The organism is Amycolatopsis umgeniensis, from assembly GCF_014205155.1.
GTDB lineage: Bacteria > Actinomycetota > Actinomycetes > Mycobacteriales > Pseudonocardiaceae > Amycolatopsis > Amycolatopsis umgeniensis.
In genome coordinates, this window is the sequence record NZ_JACHMX010000001.1 from 8,514,690 (window position 1) to 8,533,105 (window position 18,416).

18 protein-coding genes are annotated in these 18,416 nt (G+C 68.9%); 17 read left to right on the forward strand and 1 reads right to left on the reverse strand.

Features of this window, described 5'->3' with window-relative positions; genetic code table 11:
• Nucleotides 1-126 precede the first annotated feature (126 nt).
• The 5 genes from HDA45_RS38790 (at nucleotide 127) to HDA45_RS38810 (ending at nucleotide 3,801) form a co-directional block, all read left to right on the forward strand.
• Nucleotides 127-333 (forward strand): hypothetical protein, encoded by a 207-nt coding sequence (locus tag HDA45_RS38790; protein WP_184903999.1) that lies wholly within the window; start codon nucleotides 127-129, stop codon nucleotides 331-333.
• Between the two features lie 90 nt (nucleotides 334-423).
• Nucleotides 424-966 carry a TlpA family protein disulfide reductase gene (locus HDA45_RS38795; RefSeq protein WP_184904001.1) on the forward strand — a complete coding sequence of 181 codons (543 nt, stop codon included), beginning with the start codon at nucleotides 424-426 and terminating at the stop codon, nucleotides 964-966.
• On the forward strand, nucleotides 963-2,795 hold the full coding sequence (locus tag HDA45_RS38800) for an ATP-binding cassette domain-containing protein (protein ID WP_184904004.1): 1,833 nt from the start codon (nucleotides 963-965) through the stop codon (nucleotides 2,793-2,795). Before HDA45_RS38795 ends, HDA45_RS38800 begins: the two co-directional genes overlap by 4 nt.
• On the forward strand, nucleotides 2,792-3,214 hold the full coding sequence (locus tag HDA45_RS38805; RefSeq protein ID WP_184904005.1) for a S26 family signal peptidase: 423 nt from the start codon (nucleotides 2,792-2,794) through the stop codon (nucleotides 3,212-3,214). The genes HDA45_RS38800 and HDA45_RS38805 overlap by 4 nt, the downstream gene beginning before the upstream one ends.
• A 5-nt stretch (nucleotides 3,215-3,219) precedes the next feature.
• Complete coding sequence (locus HDA45_RS38810) at nucleotides 3,220-3,801, forward strand: MauE/DoxX family redox-associated membrane protein (protein WP_184904008.1); 582 nt, start codon at nucleotides 3,220-3,222, stop codon at nucleotides 3,799-3,801.
• Here the strand turns inward: HDA45_RS38810 and HDA45_RS38815 are convergent.
• Nucleotides 3,761-4,192, reverse strand: coding sequence for a VOC family protein (locus tag HDA45_RS38815; RefSeq protein ID WP_184904010.1), 432 nt, complete (start codon nucleotides 4,190-4,192; stop codon nucleotides 3,761-3,763). The two genes, HDA45_RS38810 and HDA45_RS38815, sit on opposite strands and share 41 nt — an antisense overlap.
• Before the next feature lie 67 nt (nucleotides 4,193-4,259).
• On the opposite strand from HDA45_RS38815, the gene HDA45_RS38820 reads away from it, so the two are divergent.
• The 12 genes from HDA45_RS38820 to HDA45_RS38875 all read left to right on the forward strand — a co-directional run bounded on the left by HDA45_RS38820 (nucleotide 4,260) and on the right by HDA45_RS38875 (nucleotide 18,299).
• A complete protein-coding gene (locus HDA45_RS38820; protein ID WP_184904012.1) occupies nucleotides 4,260-4,916 on the forward strand; it encodes a GntR family transcriptional regulator in 657 nt (218 codons plus the stop codon).
• A 1-nt stretch (nucleotide 4,917) separates the two neighbouring features.
• On the forward strand, nucleotides 4,918-5,448 hold the full coding sequence (locus tag HDA45_RS38825; RefSeq protein WP_343072257.1) for a hypothetical protein: 531 nt from the start codon (nucleotides 4,918-4,920) through the stop codon (nucleotides 5,446-5,448).
• A gap of 189 nt (nucleotides 5,449-5,637) precedes the next feature.
• The gene (locus tag HDA45_RS38830; RefSeq protein ID WP_184904014.1) at nucleotides 5,638-6,951 is read left to right on the forward strand and encodes an ABC transporter substrate-binding protein; all 1,314 of its coding nucleotides are present in this window, start codon (nucleotides 5,638-5,640) and stop codon (nucleotides 6,949-6,951) included.
• Entirely contained in the window at nucleotides 6,951-7,907 is a 957-nt protein-coding gene (locus tag HDA45_RS38835) for a carbohydrate ABC transporter permease (RefSeq protein ID WP_184904016.1), read from the forward strand. Before HDA45_RS38830 ends, HDA45_RS38835 begins: the two co-directional genes overlap by 1 nt.
• Nucleotides 7,900-8,739 (forward strand): carbohydrate ABC transporter permease, encoded by an 840-nt coding sequence (locus tag HDA45_RS38840; RefSeq protein WP_184904018.1) that lies wholly within the window; start codon nucleotides 7,900-7,902, stop codon nucleotides 8,737-8,739. The genes HDA45_RS38835 and HDA45_RS38840 overlap by 8 nt, the downstream gene beginning before the upstream one ends.
• A 26-nt stretch (nucleotides 8,740-8,765) precedes the next feature.
• Complete coding sequence (locus HDA45_RS38845) at nucleotides 8,766-10,097, forward strand: GH1 family beta-glucosidase (protein WP_184904020.1); 1,332 nt, start codon at nucleotides 8,766-8,768, stop codon at nucleotides 10,095-10,097.
• Between the two features lie 401 nt (nucleotides 10,098-10,498).
• Complete coding sequence (locus HDA45_RS38850; RefSeq protein ID WP_184904022.1) at nucleotides 10,499-11,974, forward strand: amidohydrolase family protein; 1,476 nt, start codon at nucleotides 10,499-10,501, stop codon at nucleotides 11,972-11,974.
• Nucleotides 11,971-13,113 (forward strand): M20 family metallopeptidase, encoded by a 1,143-nt coding sequence (locus HDA45_RS38855; protein WP_184904024.1) that lies wholly within the window; start codon nucleotides 11,971-11,973, stop codon nucleotides 13,111-13,113. Before HDA45_RS38850 ends, HDA45_RS38855 begins: the two co-directional genes overlap by 4 nt.
• A 31-nt stretch (nucleotides 13,114-13,144) precedes the next feature.
• On the forward strand, nucleotides 13,145-14,029 hold the full coding sequence (locus tag HDA45_RS38860; RefSeq protein ID WP_184904026.1) for a GNAT family N-acetyltransferase: 885 nt from the start codon (nucleotides 13,145-13,147) through the stop codon (nucleotides 14,027-14,029).
• A complete protein-coding gene (gene menC / locus HDA45_RS38865) occupies nucleotides 14,026-15,132 on the forward strand; it encodes an o-succinylbenzoate synthase (RefSeq protein ID WP_184904028.1) in 1,107 nt (368 codons plus the stop codon). The genes HDA45_RS38860 and menC overlap by 4 nt, the downstream gene beginning before the upstream one ends.
• 76 nt (nucleotides 15,133-15,208) lie before the next feature.
• A complete protein-coding gene (locus HDA45_RS38870) occupies nucleotides 15,209-16,879 on the forward strand; it encodes a helix-turn-helix domain-containing protein (protein ID WP_184904030.1) in 1,671 nt (556 codons plus the stop codon).
• 139 nt (nucleotides 16,880-17,018) lie between these two features.
• Nucleotides 17,019-18,299 carry an MFS transporter gene (locus HDA45_RS38875; RefSeq protein ID WP_184904033.1) on the forward strand — a complete coding sequence of 427 codons (1,281 nt, stop codon included), beginning with the start codon at nucleotides 17,019-17,021 and terminating at the stop codon, nucleotides 18,297-18,299.
• Nucleotides 18,300-18,416 lie beyond the last annotated feature (117 nt).

Consider the following 18,416-nt stretch of genomic DNA (forward strand, 5'->3'; position numbering starts at 1 on the left):
TTCGCGTTGGGTGCACAGCCGGTACACGGGTGTGTGTATCCGCGCTATCCACGTTCGTGTACCGGGCTTTCCTACGTTGGGCGCTGCCGACGCCGACCGGCGCGGAGGAAGTGAGGAGCGCGGAACATGCGCAAGACAGTGGAAAGGCTCAGCGACAAGCTCCTGAGCGTGTTCGTGGCCAAGGCGGACGTGGGCGCGGGCTGCCCGCCGGACCCGTACTACAAGCACTGCTACTGCCGCGAGCGCAGCGACTTCCGTCGCAACTGCTCGACGAACGGTGCCTGCAAGGAATTCTGCGGGGCCTGTTACGCCTTCCGGACCTGCGGAGGCTGATCGAGACCGTGGACGGTGACCGGTGCCGTGCGCGCCGGTCACCGCCCACCCCGGATCCCGTCCGTCCCTCTTCCTCCACTGGAGAACACCATGTCCATCCTGACCGCCGCCGTCGTGCTCGTCGGACTCCTGTGCGTGCTGGACCTGCTGCTCAGCTTCGGCATCATCCGGAGGCTGCGCGAGCAGAACGAGGCTTTGAAGAACGTGCGACAGCAGGCTTTCCCGGAGCCGGACATCGCACTGCCCGCCGGTGCCACCATCGGCGCCTTCTCCGCCGTCACGGCAGGCGGGACGGAGCTGTCCAATGCGGACATCGACGGATCGCCCGCCCTCGTCGGTTTCTTCTCCCCGGGATGCGAACCGTGCAAGGAGCGGATGCCCCAGTTCATCGAGTACGCCACCCGGTTCGAGGGCAAGGTGGTCGCGATCGCCGCGGGAAGTGAAGAGGAGACGGCCGACATGGTCGTCCGGCTCGGCGAAGTCGCCGAGGTGATCCTCGAACTGGACGGCGGCGTGGTGCACAAGGCCTTCGGCGCTTCCGGCTACCCCGCGCTCTGCCTGGTCAACGGCGACCGGACCATGCTGGCGAGCGGGTGGGAGATGTCGGCCCTGCCGACACCCGCGACGCTGTGAACACCTCCCTCGGCGCCCGCCGGGTCCTGAGCCTGCTGTCGGCGGCGGCCCGGCTCACCCGCCAGGCCGCCCCGGTGGGGACGCCGCTGTACCTGGTGCTGTCCTTGATCGGCGGGGTCGTGCCGATCGCGACCGCGTGGTGCACCAAGGTGCTCCTCGACGGGCTGGCCGCGGGCGAGGTCTGGCTGACGCTGCTCCCGTGGGCGGTCGCGCTGGCTGTCACCGGGCTGATGGCGGGTCTGCTGCCTGTCGGCACCGAGTACCTCAAGCAGCGGCTGGACCGTGCGGTCGCCGTGGTGACGATGGACCGTCTTTACCGGGCGATGGGCAGGCTGGCGGGCATCGCGAGGATGGAGGACCCGCGGTTCCGCGACAAGCTCCGGCTCGCGCAGCAGACCGGCCGCAGCGGGCCGGGGCAGCTCGTCGACGACGGGATCGGCTCGGTGCAGGCGGCCGTCACACTGGGCGGTTTCCTCGGCACGCTGACCGTGATCAACGCGGGTATGGCCGTGATCGTGCTGCTGGCGGCGATCCCCGCGCTGCTCGCCAACCTGCGGTTGAGCCGCGCGAGGGCGCGTGTCCTGTGGTCGATCGCGCCCGCCGAACGGCGCGAGGTGTTCTACGCCGATCTCCTGGCGAGCCTGGACGCGGCGAAGGAACTGCGGTTGCTCGGTCTCGGCGATCTCTTTCGGCGGCGCATGCTCGTCGAGCTGTCCGCGGCCCACGCCGTCGTCGAAGGGCAGGACCGGCGGGACGCGCGGGTGCAGGGTCTGCTGGCCGGGCTCACGGCGGCGGTTTCGGCGGGCGGCTTGGTCTGGGCGGCGTGGCTGGCCGCGCACGGCAGGCTTTCCCTCGGCGACATCGCCATCTTCGTGGCGTCGGTCGGCGGGGTTCAGGGCGCGCTGCAGAGTCTGGTGGCCCGGCTGGCCTCGGCCCATCATTCGACGTTGCTGTTCGACCACTACGAGGAGATCGAGTCGCAGGGCCCGGATCTGCCCGTCCCGGCCGCGCCGCGGCGGCTCGACGCGCTGCGATCCGGTATCGAGCTGCGTGACGTCTGGTTCCGCTACGCCGAAGACCAGCCTTGGGTGCTGCGCGGGGTGGATCTGACCATCCCGCACGGACGATCACTGGCCCTGGTCGGGCTGAACGGCGCCGGGAAGTCGACCGTGGTCAAGCTGCTGTGCCGGTTCTACGACCCGGAACGCGGCGCGATCCTGTGGGACGGAGTGGACCTGCGTGACATCGGCGTCGAGGACCTTCGCGCCCGGATCGGCGCGGTTTTCCAGGACTACATGTGTTACGACCTCAGCGCCGCCGAGAACATCGGGCTCGGCGACGTGTCCGTGATGGACGATCGCGAGCGGGTCGTCGCGGCGGCCCGGCGCGCGGGCGCGGACGCCGTCGTGACCGGCCTCCCGAGGGGCTATGACACTTTCCTTTCCCGGATGTTCTTCGACGAGACGGACCGGGAGGACCCGGAGACGGGGGTGCTGCTGTCGGGCGGGCAGTGGCAGCGGCTCGCGCTGGCGCGGGCGTTCCTGCGTGACCGCCGGGACCTGATGATCCTGGACGAGCCGAGTTCGGGGCTCGACGCGGAAGCCGAGCACGAGGTGCACAGCAGTCTGCGGCGTCACCGGGAGGGCGCGACCAGTGTGCTGATCTCGCATCGTCTCGGCGCGGTCCGGGACGCGTCGGTAATCGCGGTGCTCGCCGAGGGGCGGGTCGCCGAACTGGGTTCGCACGAAGAGTTGATCGCCTCGGGCGGGGAGTACGCGAGGCTCTTCCGCCTGCAGGCTTCGGGTTACGACGAGGTGGTGTCCCAGTGATCTTTGTGGTGCTCGCGGCGGCGGTGCTGGTCGTCTTGGCGTGGCTGGTGACACTGCGCCGACGGCTGATCGTGGTGACGGTGTACGGGGTGAGCATGGAGCCCACCTACGTGGCGGGCGATCGGCTGCTGGTGCGGCGGTCCCGGCTGGCGCGCGTGCGGGCGGGGCAGATCGTCGTGGTGCAGGGCGGTCCGCCGAAACCGGGTGACCCGACAGCCGGACGGCTGGTGAAACGCGCGGTGGCGGTTCCCGGTGATCCGGTGCCGCCGCATATTCCGGTGGCCGATCCGGTGGTGCCGCCGGGAAATCTGCTGGTGCTGGGCGACAATCCGGCCCGCAGCAACGATTCCCGGCGGCTCGGCTACATCCCGGCGGACGCGCTGATCGGTGTCGTGCTCCGGCCGATCGGGCAGCGGTGAACCACGTGGCCGCGTTCGCGGCCGTCCTTTGTGGACTGGTGTTGTCGGTCTCCGCCGTCGGCAAGGCGCGGGGCAAGGGTGTTTACGCCGAGTTCGTCGCGTCGGTGCCAGCGTTCGGCATCCCGGCGCGCTGGGCCCGGTGGTTCGCGGCGGTCACCCTGGCCGCGGAGTTCGCGATCGCCGCACTGCTGCTCCCGGCGGCCGCGCTGATCGTCTCCGGCGCCGACGCGGGCCGGTGGCTCGCCCTCGGGGGGCTGGTGCTCGCGACCGGGTTGTTCGGTGTGCTGACCGCCGCGGTGTGGCGTGCGGTGGCGCGCCGGACCGGGGCGGTGTGCCGTTGTTTCGGTCCGGCGCGCACCGTTCTCGCGTATCGGCACGTGGTGCGCAACGCGCTTCTCTTGCTGGTCGCCGCCGCCGGTGTCCTCGCGGTGTCCGGTGTGGACGGCGGTGAGCCTGTCGGGCTGGCGCTCGCCTCGGCCGTCGGTGCTGTCGGGGCCGTGGCGGTGGTCCGGTTCGAAGACCTCGCGGAGCTCTTCGCGGGGCCTGTCAGGCCGCGAATACCTGCGAGTCGTCGGCGAACGCCTTGAACTCCAGGGCGTTGCCCGCCGGGTCCAGCAGGAACATCGTCCACTGTTCGCCGGTCTGGCCTTCGAAGCGGACGTAGGGCTCGATCACGAACGAGGTGTTCGCCGCGCGCAGCCGGTCCGCCAGCTTCCGGAACTCAGGCACGGTCAGGATCAGGCCGAAGTGGGGGACGGGCACGTCGTGTCCGTCGACGGGGTTGTGGATTCGCTGCGGCCGCTCCGGGGCGACATGCGTGACGAACTGGTGGCCGTGGAGGTTCCAGTCGATCCAGGTGTCGGAACTGCGGCCCTGTTCGAGGCCGAGGACTTCGCCGTAGAAGGTGCGCGCGGAGGCGAGGTCGTCGACGGGCATGGCGAGGTGGAAGCGCGGAATGGGGGAGTCGAGGATCGTCATGTCTTAATGTTAACATTAGGACAAGATGAGCGACCGCTACGATCGGGCGTCCGAGGGGAGGATGACGATGAGCGAACCCGGCAGGGTGGTGCCGGCGCGTCGTCGCGGGCTGGCGGACGAGGTCGCCGACAGGGTCAGGGACGCCATCTTCGGCGGCGCGTACCCGCCCGGCGCGCAGCTGCGCGAGGTGGAGCTTTCGGCCGCGCTCGGTGTCAGCCGGGGGCCGGTGCGCGAGGCGCTGCTCAAGCTGGAGCGCGAGGGGCTGGTCCGCAGTGAATGGCACCGCGGCGCGATCGTCACGACGTTGTCCGATGTGGACGTCGCGGAACTCGACAGTCTGCGGTCGGCGCTGGAACAACTCGCCGTGCGGCTGGTGGTCGCTTCCGCGCCGGACGCGGGCTTGGACGCGATCGACGAGGTCGTCGAGCGGATGCGCCGGGCGCGTGACGAGCACGAGATGGTGCGCTGCGACATCGACTTCCACGACGCGGTGTACGCGGCTTCCGGGCATCGGCGGCTCATCGAGGCGTGGCAGGCCATCCGGTCGCAGGTGCACCTGTTCCTGCTGACCCGGATCGGCGTCAACTCCGAGGGTTACCTCGCGAGCATCCCGGAGGAGCATCGTCGGCTGGCGTCGGCTCTTCGCGCTCGCGACGGCGAGAAGGCCCTCGAACTGTTCGCCGTGCACCGCGGGCAGGCCCTCGACGTGCTCACGGGGAAGTGACGTGCTCAACATCCGCCTGAACGATCCCGCTCTGGACGCACTCGGTCCGGCAGGGCCGTTGGCCGCCGCGATGCCCGTCGCCCGGCTGGCGCCCGGACTGCGGGAGATCATCGCCGAAGGGATCGTTCTGACCGGTGAGGTCATCACGCTTGGCGACATCCCGGCGTGGGCCGGACAGCCGCCGGGGCGGTATGCCGACCTGACCGCCTGGGAGGGCTTCGTCAGCGGTTTCCATCTCGAAGACCATCTGCCGATCGAGGTGGGCAGCTCGCCCGATGGCGCGCCGGTGATCTCCGAGGCGGACCAGGTCCTGATGTTGCGTCATGGCCTCGGGTTCGCGCTCGAGATCGCCAGGACGGCGCCGGTCCCGATTCGGTGCGTCGTCGCCACCAACAGCACGAACGGGACCTTCCGGTTCCATCGCGCCCGGCCGGGGGAGTCCTGGCTCGGCGCGGACCTCGACTCCTATCGCGGGGACAAGGCGATCGTCGTCGATCGCGGCCCCGCGACCCTGGGCGGAACCCCCTGGTGAGCGGTACGGTGCTGATCCACCGGCAACCCGGCTGACGGGAGAATCGCCAACCTGCGGTTCGACCGGGACGAATTGGTGCCCAGGGTCTTGACGGCAAGGTGGACCAAGGCTTAACTCAAGCCCTGAAATAAGGCGTGTCCCGTGTCACAGGCGAGGACGCGGCTTGGCCACTCACCCCGAGGACCATCGATGCGAATCGGAAAGATCGCTCCTGCGCTCGTCTTGGCGCTGGCGGCCGCCGCCACGACCGCGTGCGGCGGCGGCGACACGTCGTCCGGCGCTCCCAAGGAGCTCGTGTACTGGGCGTCGAACCAGGGCACCAGTCTCGACAACGACAAGGCAGTCCTGCAGCCCGAACTCGACAAGTTCGAGCAGGCCTCCGGGATCAAGGTCAAGCTCGAGGTCGTCCCGTGGACGGATCTGCTCAACCGGATCCTCGCGGCCACGACCTCCGGCAAGGGCCCGGACGTGCTCAACATCGGCAACACCTGGTCGGCCTCGCTCCAGGCGACCGGGGCGTTCCTGCCGTTCGACGACGCCGCGCTGGAGAAGGTCGGTGGCAAGTCGCGCTTCGTCGGCCCGTCGCTGGCGGCCACCGGGGCGAGCGGCCAGCCGCCGGTCGGCGTACCGCTCTACGGCCAGGCGTACGGCCTGTACTACAACAAGAAGCTCTTCGCCGAGGCCGGTATCACCAAACCGCCGGCGACCTGGGAAGAACTCGTCGAGGACGGCAAGAAGCTCACCAAACCAGACAAGGGCCAGTGGGGCCTTTCGCTCCAGGCGGGCCAGGTCACCGAGAACAGCCATCACGCGGCGATCCTCGGAGCTCAGCAGGGCGCGCAGTTCTTCACCGCCGAGGGCAAGCCGCAGCTGGCTTCGGACCCGTCGGTCGCGGCCGTGCAGCAGTTCGTCGACCTGATGCAGAAGGACAAGATCGTCAATCCGTCCAATGCCGAGTACGCCGACACCGCCAAGTCCCTCAAGGACCTTTCGGACGGCAAGGCCGCGATGTTCATGAACCAGGCCTCCGCGGGTTCGTTCAAGAACATCGGGATGGACATGGCGAACCTCGGCGTCGCGCCGATCCCGCTGCCCGCCGCCGCGCCGCCGAACGGCCGCAAGGTGACCAGCTTCGTCGCGGGGATCAACATGTCGGTGTTCAAGAACACCAAGAACCCCGACGCCGCACTGGACTTCGTGAAGTTCATGGTCTCGGCACCGGAGCAGGCGCTGCTCAACAAGACCTACGGTTCGCTGCCGACCGTCCAGGACGCCTACAGCGACGCGGCGTTCCAGACCGAGGACGTCAAGGTCTTCCAGGGTGTGCTCGCGAACTCCGCCGAGCCGATGCCGCAGGTCCCGCAGGAGTCGCAGTTCGAAACCCTGATCGGCACCGCGATGAAGGCGATGTTCGCCGACGTCGCCGCGGGCAAGCCTGTCGACGCCGCCAAGATCCGGGACCAGCTGAACCAGGCGGACCAGCAGATCGCGGCCGGTAGTTGATGCCGACCGCTCTCGACGACGCCCCGGCCGTGAAAGCGGCCGGGGCGCCAGGACCCCGGCGCGTCCGGCGCAAACGGCGTGGGGTCGCGCTGCCGTATCTGCTCCTGCTCCCCGCGATCCTGCTCGAACTGCTCGTCCACCTGATCCCGATGATCGCCGGGCTCGTGATGAGCTTCTTCAAGCTGACGCAGTTCTACATCCGGGACTTCTCGTCCGCCCCGGCGGCGGGACTGGACAACTACAAGTTCGTCCTGGACTTCAACTTCGCGGCGGGGAAGTCGCTGCTCGGCTCGTTCTGGATCAGCGTCCTCTACACCGTGCTGTCGGTCGGGTTCTGCTGGCTCTTCGGGACCTCGGCCGCCGTGCTGATGCAGAAGAACTTCCGTGGACGCGGTGTGCTCCGGACGCTGTTCCTGGTGCCGTACGCGCTGCCGATGTACGCCGCGGTGATCACCTGGTCCTTCATGTTCCAGCGCGACACCGGCCTGGTGAACAGCCTGCTGGGCATCGATTCCTTCTGGCTCATCGGGGACAACAGTTTCTGGTCGCTGGTGGTCGTATCGGTCTGGCGCAACTGGCCTTTCGCGTTCCTGATCGTGATGGCCGGGCTGCAGAACATCCCCGGCGAACTGTACGAGGCGGCGGCCATCGACGGCGCGGGCTGGTGGCGGCAGTTCCAGGCGATCACCCAGCCGATGCTGCGCCCGGTCAATCAGGTACTCCTGCTGGTGCTGTTCCTGTGGACCTTCAACGACTTCAACACGCCGTATGTCCTTTTCGGAGCGTCCGCGCCGAAGGAGGCGTCGCTGATCTCGATCCACATCTACCAGAGTTCCTTCGTGACCTGGAACTTCGGCCTCGGCTCGGCGATGTCGGTGCTGTTGCTGCTGTTCCTTCTGATCGTCAGCACCGTCTACTTGGGACTGACCTCACGGAGGAGGAACGCCGTTGTCTGAGCCTCGCTGGGTCCCGTGGGCCCGCCGATTCGTCCTCGGTTTCCTCGCCTTGTTCACTCTGGTGCCGCTCTACGCGATGGTTTCGTCTTCGCTCAAACCGCTCGGGGACGTGCAGGGCAAATGGGAATGGTTCCCGTCGACGCTGACCATCCAGCCGTTCTTCGACATCTGGGAGACCATCCCGCTCGCCGACTACTTCATGAACAGCTTGGTCATCTCGGGTTCGGCGGCGATCCTTTCGGTCGTGATCGCGATTTTCGCGGCGTACGCGCTGAGCCGTTTCCGGTTCCGGGGCAAGAACTTCTTCAAGATGACCGTGCTGTCCACGCAGATGTTCCCTGGCATCCTGTTCCTGCTGCCGCTGTTCCTCATCTTCGTCAACATCGGCAACACCACCGGCATCGTCCTGTACGGCTCCCGGCTCGGGCTGATCATCACCTACCTGACCTTCTCGCTGCCCTTCGCCATCTGGATGCTCGCCGGCTACATCGACTCGATCCCCAAGGAACTCGACGAGGCCGCGATGGTCGACGGCACCGGCCCGCTCGGCGCGCTGATCCGGGTGGTCATCCCGGCCGCCACGCCGGGCATCGTCGCGGTGGGGATCTACTCGTTCATGACGGCCTGGGGCGAGGTCCTGTTCGCGTCGGTGATGACCGATTCGGGCACGCGGACCCTCGCCGTCGGGCTCCAGGAGTACTCCACCCAGGTCCAGGTGTACTGGAACCAGGTCATGGCCGCCTCCCTGATCGTGTCCGTCCCGGTCGTCGCCGGATTCCTGCTGCTCCAGCGCTATCTCGTCGCCGGGCTCACCGCCGGCGCCGTCAAATGACTCGCATCGCCGAAGAGAGGTCTGCCTTGAATCTGCACCTGCCCGCCGATTTCCTGTGGGGTGCGGCCACCGCCTCGTACCAGGTCGAGGGCGCCGTCGACGTCGACGGCCGCCTCCCGTCCATCTGGGACGACTTCGTCCGGGTCCCGGGTGCCGTCGTGAACGGCGACACCGCCGACGTCGCTTGCGATCACTACCGGCGCTGGCCGGAGGATCTGGACATCATGAAGCGGCTGGGTCTCGACGCCTACCGCTTCTCTGTCGCGTGGCCGCGGGTGATCCCCACCGGACGAGGCGAGGTGAACGCGGCGGGCCTGGACTTCTACGACCGGCTTGTCGACGCACTGCTCGAAGCCGGAATCCGGCCGTTTGCCACGCTGTTCCACTGGGACCTGCCCTCGGCGCTGAAGGGTGGGTGGCCGGAACGCGACACGGCTTATGCCTACGCCGAGTACGCGGCCGTCGTCGCGGCCCGGCTCGGTGACCGGGTCAAGGACTGGAACACCGTCAACGAGCCGCTGTGCTCCGCCTGGCTCGGCTACCTCGAAGGGCGCTTCGCCCCCGGGATCAAGGACCTCAAGCAGGCCATCCACGCCTCCCACCACCTCCTGCTCGCGCACGGCCTCGGGGTGCAGGCGATCACCGCGAACGCCGCCGAGCCCGCCAACGTCGGCCTGGTGGTCAACCTCAGCGGCATCGAGCCCGCTTCGGACTCCACCGAGGACGTCGAGGCCGCGGCCCGGATGGACGGTCACGTCAACCGCTGGTGGCTCGACCCGTCGAACGGACGCGGCTACCCGGCGGACATGATCGAGGTCTACGGCGTCGAGCCTCCCGTGATCGGGGACGACCTCGAGGTGATCTCCACCCCTGTCGGCTATCACGGCCTGAACTACTACTTCCGCCAGATCGTCGAGGACGACCCGAACGGCCCCGCGCCCCGTGCCCGGCAGGTGCCCGTCGAGGGCGCCGCCACCACCGCGATGGGCTGGGAGATCCACGGGCAGGGGCTGGCGGATCTGATCCACCGGCTCGCCAACGAGTACGGCGCCCGCGCCATCTACGTGACCGAGAGCGGAGCCGCCTTCGACGACAAGGTCGCCGAGGACGGTTCCATCGACGACGCCGACCGCATCGCCTACCTGGAAGAACACCTGGGCGCGGTGGCCGGGGCCGCCGAAGCCGGCGCTCCGGTGAAGGGCTACTTCGCGTGGTCGTTGCTCGACAACTTCGAATGGGACAGCGGGCTGAGCAAACGGTTCGGGCTCGTCCGGGTCGACTACGACACGCAGGTCCGGACGGTCAAGGCGAGCGGGCACCGGTACGCGGAGATCATCGCGGAACACCGGAACCGGTAGCTTCCCCCGGGTCCGCGCCCCGGTGGCGTCTTGCCTGAGGTACATGAAGGCCCCCTTGCTTGCGCCTAGGTACAGGAAGGGGCCCTTCACGCTCGGTCTCGTCGCTCAGGGATCTGGGCACTCGAGTTGCCTGCCACCAGTCCGCGACCGGATGGACCCGCGCAACCACCGTCCTCACGCAAGTCAGACGAAAGCCGTGAAGGCCTCCTTCACTACCTTCAGGGTAGGCAAGGGGCCCTTCACGTACTGGGGAAGGGACCGCCACAACCCCGAAACGGCACTCGCGACCGGTTCGTGCGGGCGGATGGACCGAGGGGCCCGGATTCGTCGCGCGGTACGAACGGACGGTCCGCGAAACCTCCTAGGGTCGCCATGAACGAGGCGATCCTAGGAGGCGAAGTATGCGGACACTCTTGCGTGGCGGTCGTGTCGTCGATCCGGCGACGGGGTTCGACGGTACGGCCGACGTGCTGGTATCCGGCGGCGTGGTCACCGCCGTCGGGGAGGGTTTGACCGCGGAGCCGGGCGACGTGGAGATCGACGTCTCCGGGCTCGTCGTGGGACCGGGTTTCATCGACCTGCACAGCCACGTGCACACCATCGCGGGCCAGCGGCTGCAGGCGATGGACGGGGTGACGACCGCGCTCGACCTCGAAGCCGGTCTGATGCCGATCGAGCGGGCGTACGCCGAGGCCGCCGCGGCGGGACGTCCGCTGCACTACGGGTTCTCCGCTTCCTGGGGTGCCGCGCGGGCGCAGGTGCTCGCCGGGATCGAGCCGGACGCGAATATCGACAGTGGGCTCGCGGTGCTCGGAAACCCGGCCTGGCAAAGGTCTTCGTCACCGAAGGAGCTGGCGGCCTGGCTGTCCCTTGTGGACGGTGAGCTGGCCGCGGGCGCGCTCGGCGTCGGTGTTCTCCTCGGTTACGCGCCCGACACCGACCCCAACGAATTCCTCGCGCTGGCCCGTCTCGCGAAGGAGGCGGGGGCGCCGACCTACACCCACGTCCGCGAGCTGGTCGAGGTGAATCCGGAGACGCCCGTCGACGGTTCCGCGGAGATCGCGATCGTCGCGGCCGAGACCGGTGCCGCGATGCACCACTGCCACGTGAACAGCACGTCCGGTCACCAGATCGAGCGAGTGCTCTCGGCGCTCGAAGCGGGTCGCGTGGCCGGGTCGCGGGTGACCGTCGAGGCCTATCCGTACGGGGCGGGCAGCACGGCGATCGGCGCCGCCTTCCTGTCACCCGAGCGCCTCAAGATGAAGGGGCTTTCCCCGTCCAGTGTGATCATGCTGGAGTCGGGGGAGCGCATCGCCGACGCGGGCCGCCTGCTCCAGGTCCGCGCCGAGGACCCGGGCGCGCCGTGCATCCTCGAGTTCCTCGACGAGAGCAGCCCACACGACCTCGGCCTGCTGCACCAGGCGCTCGCGTTCCCCGACGCCATCGTCGCCAGTGACGCCCTGCCCGTCTACTGGAAGAACGGGACCAGCGAGAGCACCGAATGGCCGTTGCCGCCCGGCGGCGCGACACATCCGCGCACCTCCGGGACCTACTCCAAGACGTTGCGCCTGATGGTGCGCGAGAGCCGCGCCTGGACCTGGCTGGAGGCGTTCCGGCGCTGCTCGTACCTGCCGGCGCGCGTGCTCGACGAGGTCGCCCCCGGGGCACTGGCCAAGGGAAGGCTCAACGTGGGCGCCGACGCCGACATCGTCGTCATCGACCCGGAGACCATCACCGACGCGGCGACCTACTTCGACTCGACGAGGCCTTCGGTCGGCGTCCGGCATCTGTTCGTCTCGGGTGTTCCCGTGGTCACCGACGGGAACCTGCGCACCGACGCGTTCCCCGGCAAGCCGCTGCGGGGTGAGCCGCGATGAGCGACCTGCTCGCCGACATCGAGACGCTCGTCCGCTGCGAATCCCCGTCGTCGGATCACGAAGCCGTGGCCCGCAGCGCCGAAGTGGTGGCCGGAATCGGCGTGAGGCTGCTCGGCGCGGAGCCGGAGCGGATCGTCGTCGACGGTGTCACCCACCTGCGCTGGCGATTCGGCGACGGACCGTCTCGCGTGCTGCTCCTCGGTCACCATGACACGGTGTGGCCCCACGGTTCGCTCGAGACGCACCCGTTCTCCGTGCGGGACGGCGTGTTGCGCGGTCCCGGCTGCTTCGACATGAAGGCCGGGGTCGTGATGGCGCTGCACGCCGCCGCGGTCGTCCCCGATCGAGACGGACTGTCCATTCTGGTCACCGGCGACGAGGAGATCGGCTCGCCGTCTTCCCGCGCGCTGATCGAGGAAACGGCGGCAGGCTGCGACGCGGCGTTCGTGCTGGAGGCTTCGGCCGACGGCGGCGCGCTGAAATGCCGACGCAAAGGCGTTTCCCACTACCGCGTCGAGGTGCTCGGCCGGGCCGCGCACGCCGGGCTCGAACCGGAGAAGGGGATCAACGCGGGGATCGAGATCGCGCACCAGATCCTTGCGATCGCCGCGATCGCCGATCCGGCGGCCGGGACCAGCGTGACCCCCACCGTCGTCTCGGCGGGAACGACGGTCAACACCGTTCCCGCGGCCGCGAGCGTGGCCGTCGACGTCCGCGTGTGGAACGAGGCCGAGCAACTCCGCGTCGACAAGGCCATGCGGGGCCTCCGTCCGGTCCTGAAGGACGCGGAAGTCCGGGTGACGGGCGGGATCAACCGGCCGGCACTCGAAGAGGGTTCGTCGGCGGGATTGTTCGAGCTGGCGCGGGAATTGTCGGGTGGACTCGGCCTCGGCGAGCTCACTTCCGCGTCGGTCGGCGGTGCCTCGGACGGCAATTACACCGCGGGGATGGGAGTTCCCACCTTGGACGGCCTCGGTGCCGTCGGTGGCGGGGCGCACGCGGATCACGAACACGTCCTCGTCGCGGAATTGTCCCCGCGCACCGCTTTGCTGGCCGCGCTGGTGGAAAATGTCCTCGCGAAGCGGGGTCCGTCCGGCGCGACGAATCCCGCGGGCGAATCTGGTACGGCACGACGGTGACTCGGCGGCCGAGCCGGGAAAGGATTGTCCCGTGACGAATCTTGCGACGAATACGGAAAGCCTCGCGTCGGCGGAGGTGCGCGACGAAGCCGTCGCCGCCGCTCGTGCCGCGGCCGTGGCTTCGGGCGTCGAAATCCGCGAACTCACCGAAATCGCCGATCTGGCCGCGGTGGTCGGCCTGTTCGAGTCGATCTGGAAGTCCGCGCCCGGCGCCCGGCCGGTGAGCACGGAACTGCTCCGTGCGATGTCCTCGGCCGGGAACTACGTCGCGGGCGCTTTCGAGGGCGGCGAACTGCTGGGGGCCTGTTTCGGTTTCTTCGGGAATCCGGGAAAGGCCAGTCTGCACAGTCATATCGCCGGGGTGGCCGATGCCGGCGCGGGTCGGGGGATCGGTCAAGCCCTCAAACTGCACCAGCGCGGCTGGGCGCTGCTTCAGGACGTCTCGATGATCACCTGGACCTTCGACCCGCTGGTGCGGCGCAACGCCTATTTCAACCTGGGGAAACTCGGCGCGCACCCGATCGGGTACCTGCCCGACTTCTACGGTCCGATGGAGGACAGCATCAACGGCTCGGGCGACACCGACCGGCTGATGGTCGGCTGGGACCTGACGAGCCCGGACGTCCGCGCCGCGGCCTTCGGTGAACCCGTCCTGATCGACGCGGGAGCGCTCGACGCGGCGAAGGCCCTGTCGGTCGACTCCGACGGCGGCCCGAGCATCGGATCCGCCGACACGCCGACAGTGCTCGTCGCGGTCCCCTCGGATATCGAACGGTTACGCCGCACCGATCCCGGTCGCGGCAACGCGTGGCGTGTCGCCCTGCGCGAAGTCCTCGGCGGACTGATGGCGGACAACGCCCGAGTCGCCGGTTTCGATCGTGCCGGCTGGTACGTGATCTCGAAGGAGCAGTCGTGAAACTCAGCGGTGTGGAACTGCGCCGGGTCCGGATGCCGCTCGTGGCCCCGTTCCGGACGTCGTTCGGAACGCAGGCCGAACGGGAACTCCTGCTCGTCCGCGCGGTGACCCCGGCGGGCGAGGGCTGGGGCGAATGCGTGGCGATGGAGGCGCCGCTCTACTCCTCGGAGTACAACGACGCCGCCGAACACGTACTGCGGAATCACCTGATCCCGGCCCTGCTGGCCGCGGGGGACTTGACCGCGTACAAGGTGACCCCGCTGCTGGCGAAGTTCAAGGGCCACCGGATGGCGAAGGCCGCGCTGGAGATGGCGGTCCTCGACGCCGAACTCCGCGCGCACGACCGGTCCTTCGCGGCCGAGCTCGGGTCCACTCGCGACTCCGTGGCCTGCGGGGTCTCGGTCGGCATCATGGACTCGATCCCGCAGCTGCTCGACGTCGTCGGCGGCTACCTCGACGAGGGCTATGTCCGGATCAAGCTGAAGATCGAACCCGGTTGGGACGTCGAGCCCGTGCGCCAGGTGCGGGAGCGCTTCGGTGACGACGTGCTGCTGCAGGTCGACGCGAACACCGCGTACACCCTCGGCGACGCGCCGCTGCTCTCCCGGCTCGACCCGTTCGACCTCCTGCTGATCGAGCAGCCGCTCGAGGAGGAGGACGTGCTCGGCCACGCCGAACTGGCCAAACGCATCCGGACGCCGATCTGCCTCGACGAGTCGATCGTCTCCGCGAGGGCGGCGGCGGACGCGATCAAGCTCGGCGCCTGCCAGATCGTCAACATCAAACCGGGCCGCGTCGGCGGCTACCTCGAGGCCCGCCGGGTGCACGACGTCTGCGCGGCGCACGGGGTCGCGGTGTGGTGCGGTGGGATGATCGAGACCGGTCTCGGGCGGGCGGCCAACGTCGCGCTCGCCTCGCTGCCCGGCTTCACGCTGCCGGGTGACACCTCGGCATCCGGCCGGTTCTACCGCACGGACATCACCGAACCGTTCGTGCTGGACGCCGGTCATCTGCCGGTGCCGACCGGGCCGGGCCTCGGCGTGACTCCGATTCCCGACCTGCTGGACGAGGTCACCACGGAGAAAGCGTGGATCGGTTCGTAGCGCGCTACGAATTCCGGGGTTAGATTTGGTCGAGACGAACCAATCGGTTCGGCGAAACCGGGTTTAACTTCGGGGGGTGCTGACACCGGTGCCCAGCAAGCCGCACACGAGTTTGGGGCGCGTCCTCGAAGACCTCGGGGACGTGCTCCTGGAGCCGATCGCGGTCGGCCGGACCACCCGCAAGCAGCTCGGCGGGGTGGTCATCCACGATCCGCACGACGAATCCGAATTTCCCGCGTTCGCCGTCGTGCTCGGCGTCGGGGTGCGGGAGCAGGACGAGGTCGTCCGCCTTCTGCACGACGTGGGTGCGCGAGGCGCGGCGGCGCTCGTCGTCCGCTCTCCCGTCACCCCGACGCCGGAACTCAAACGCGCGGCGGACTCGTCCGGGGTCGCCCTGCTCGGCCTCGCGCGTGGCGCGTCCTGGGCCCATCTCGCCGCCATGCTCCGGACCTTGCTCGCCGAGGGCGACGTCGGCGAGGTCTCCCCGCAGACGCTCGGCGGAATGCCGTCGGGTGATCTCTTCGCGCTGGCCAACGCGGTCGCCGCGCTGCTGGACGCGCCGGTGACCATCGAGGATCGCAGTAACCGGATCCTTGCGTTCTCCGGGCGCCAGGACGAAGCGGATCCCTCCCGGGTCGAGACCATCCTCGGCCGTCAGGTGCCGGAGCGGTTCGCCCGTGGGCTGGAACGGGACGGTGTCTTCGACAGGCTGTACCGCGACCACACACCTGTCTACGTCGACCCGCAGCGCTACGACGAAGTCGAGCTCGTCCTTCCCAGGGTGGCACTCGCCGTCCGGGCAGGCGACGAGATACTCGGCTCGATCTGGGCGGCGGTGCGGGAACCGCTCAGCGAGGAGCGGACCCAGGCGCTGATCGACGCCGCCAAACTCGTCGCGTTGCACATGCTCCGATTGCGCGCGGGTGCCGACGTCGAGCGGCGGTTGCGCGCGGACCTGGTGAGCACGGCGCTCGAAGGCGGCACCGGGGCACCGGAGGCGATCGCCCGGCTCGGCCTGCTCGGCCAGCCGTCGATCGTGCTCGCCATGGGCCTGCTCGGCACGCCCGCGCTGGAGGACGACCTCCGCCTGGTCGCGGAACGGCAGCGGGTCGCCGACGCGCTGGCCATGCACCTCAGCGCCGTCCAGCCGCGTTCGGCCGTCGCTCTCGTCGGCGACGTCGCCTACGGGATCGTCCCGATGCCCGGCAGCCACGACGACTGCCAGGAACGCTCGGTGCGGGTCGCGTCGACCTTCTTGGAGCGCACCGGACGCCGGGCGGCGGCCGCGATCGGCATCGGACCGCTCGCACTCGACGGCTCCGGCCTGCGTGCCTCCCGCGACGGTGCCGACAGGGCGCTGCGCGTCCTGCTCACCAATGCCCGCACGAAACGCGTCGCGACGTCCGACGACGTCCATGTCGACGCGCTCATGCTGGAACTCGCCGATCTCGCCGCGGCGAGGGGCGACGTCGCGACAGGACCTGTCGCGCGGTTGCTCGCCTACGACGCCCAGCACCAGTCACAACTGGTGCACACCCTCCGGTGCTGGCTGGACGCCTTCGGTGACATCGGCGCCGCGTCCGCCGCGGCCTACGTCCACCCGAACACCTTCCGGTACCGCTTGCGGCGGCTCGCCGAAGTCGGCGAGATCGACCTCGACGACGCGGGGGAGCGGTTCGCCGCGATGCTGCAACTGCGGCTGCTGCCCCGCGACGCGCGGACCGGCCCGCCCGCCGCCGAAGACTGACGTTGGTCTTCCGGCCCGAAACGGCGGCGGATGTTCGTCTGATCGCACGAACTCCGCTCGCCGAGTGCGTTTCAGAATGAGTGATCGGCGCCACGCTCGCGTCGTTCTCCTTCTCTCCCAACGTTTCCGCGGAGGCGCCATGACGGCAGTGGTCAACGAGGACACCTGGACAGCGCGGCGGATCAACCGGACGGCGCTCATCACCATGGTGGTGATGGTCTTCGCCTGGGCGGTCGACTACATCGACCGGTTCTCCATCGGGATGGCGCTGCCGATGATCGGCGCCGAGTTCGACCTCAGCAAGACCCAGCAGGGCTGGCTCGTGACCGTGTTCGCGCTGGTCTATATGGTCTGCCAGATCCCGGCGGGTTTCCTCGCCGACCGGTACGGCTCGCGAGGGCCGATGCTGGTGACCCTGCTGGCCTGGTCGGCGTTCACCGCGATGACCGGGATGGCGGGCACCTTCGGCATGCTGCTGGTCGTCCGCGGCCTTTTCGGGGTGTGCCAAGGACTTTTCCCGGCGGCCTCGTTCAAGGCGATCGCGGAACGGACCACCCCGGGCAACCGCGCGACGGTGACCGGCGTGATGCTGTCGGCCGGCGGGATCGGCGCCGGGCTGGCGCCGCTGATCGTCGGCCCGCTGCTGATGGCCCTCGGCTGGCGGCACACGTTCTTCTGGATGGCGGGGATCGGCGCGATCATCGGCGTGATCGTCTGGACGATGCTGCCCAAGGCGCTGCCGAAGTCGCTGAGCAGTCTTCCGCGTACGGAGTCGGCGCCGCCCGAAGTCTCGCGCAAGCAGGTCCTGAAGTCCTTTGTGGTCTGGAAGTTCACCCTGCTGTTCTGCGTCACCAACATGCTGAACTACGGGATGATCACCTGGGTTCCCAGCTACCTGCTGGAAACGCGGGGCCTGTCGCTGAGCCAGACCGGTGTCCTGGCCGCGATCCCGATGCTGGTCAGCATCGGCACCACCATCCTCGGCGGCTGGCTGTTCGACCGGTACTTCCACGACCACGGCCGCTGGTACCTCAGCTCGATCGCACTGGTCACCGTGGTGCTGCTGACACTGATGGTGAACGCGGACAGCACGGTGGAGTTCACCGTCTACGAGACGCTGGCCCTCGCGGTGTTCGGCATGGCGACGATGGCCGTCTTCGGTCTCCCGCTGCGCGTGCTGCCCACGGCGGTCACCGGGATCGGCATGGGCGTGATGAACTTCGGCGGTCAGGTGGCGGGCGCGGTCGCCCCGGTGGCGATGGGCTGGCTCGCCGACACGTTCTCTTACACCGCCGCGTTCGGGTTTCTCATCGGCACCACCTTCCTCACCGCCGTGATGGCGTTCTGGGTTCCGCAGAACCCCGCGCAGTTCACCTTCTCCCCGGCGAGTACCGGCGCGGGGTCCCGTGGGGCTCCGTGAGAGCCGACCGTCTCCCGGATACCCGCCACCGGGCCGGTTCCATCTGATCACGCGAGTTCGCCTTCCAATCACGCGAGTTCGCCGTCTGATCACGCGAATCACGTCTTCGGCCCGTGG

Bases quoted from the DNA above. Each gene is read 5' to 3' on its own strand.
- HDA45_RS38790 (WP_184903999.1), top strand. From the start codon at position 127: ATGCGCAAGACAGTGGAAAGGCTCAGCGACAAGCTCCTGAGCGTGTTC.
- HDA45_RS38795 (WP_184904001.1), top strand. From the start codon at position 424: ATGTCCATCCTGACCGCCGCCGTCGTGCTCGTCGGACTCCTGTGCGTG.
- HDA45_RS38815 (WP_184904010.1), bottom strand. From the start codon at position 4,192: ATGACGATCCTCGACTCCCCCATTCCGCGCTTCCACCTCGCCATGCCC.
- HDA45_RS38820 (WP_184904012.1), top strand. From the start codon at position 4,260: ATGAGCGAACCCGGCAGGGTGGTGCCGGCGCGTCGTCGCGGGCTGGCG.
- HDA45_RS38830 (WP_184904014.1), top strand. From the start codon at position 5,638: ATGCGAATCGGAAAGATCGCTCCTGCGCTCGTCTTGGCGCTGGCGGCC.
- HDA45_RS38835 (WP_184904016.1), top strand. From the start codon at position 6,951: ATGCCGACCGCTCTCGACGACGCCCCGGCCGTGAAAGCGGCCGGGGCG.
- HDA45_RS38850 (WP_184904022.1), top strand. From the start codon at position 10,499: ATGCGGACACTCTTGCGTGGCGGTCGTGTCGTCGATCCGGCGACGGGG.
- HDA45_RS38855 (WP_184904024.1), top strand. From the start codon at position 11,971: ATGAGCGACCTGCTCGCCGACATCGAGACGCTCGTCCGCTGCGAATCC.
- HDA45_RS38875 (WP_184904033.1), top strand. From the start codon at position 17,019: ATGACGGCAGTGGTCAACGAGGACACCTGGACAGCGCGGCGGATCAAC.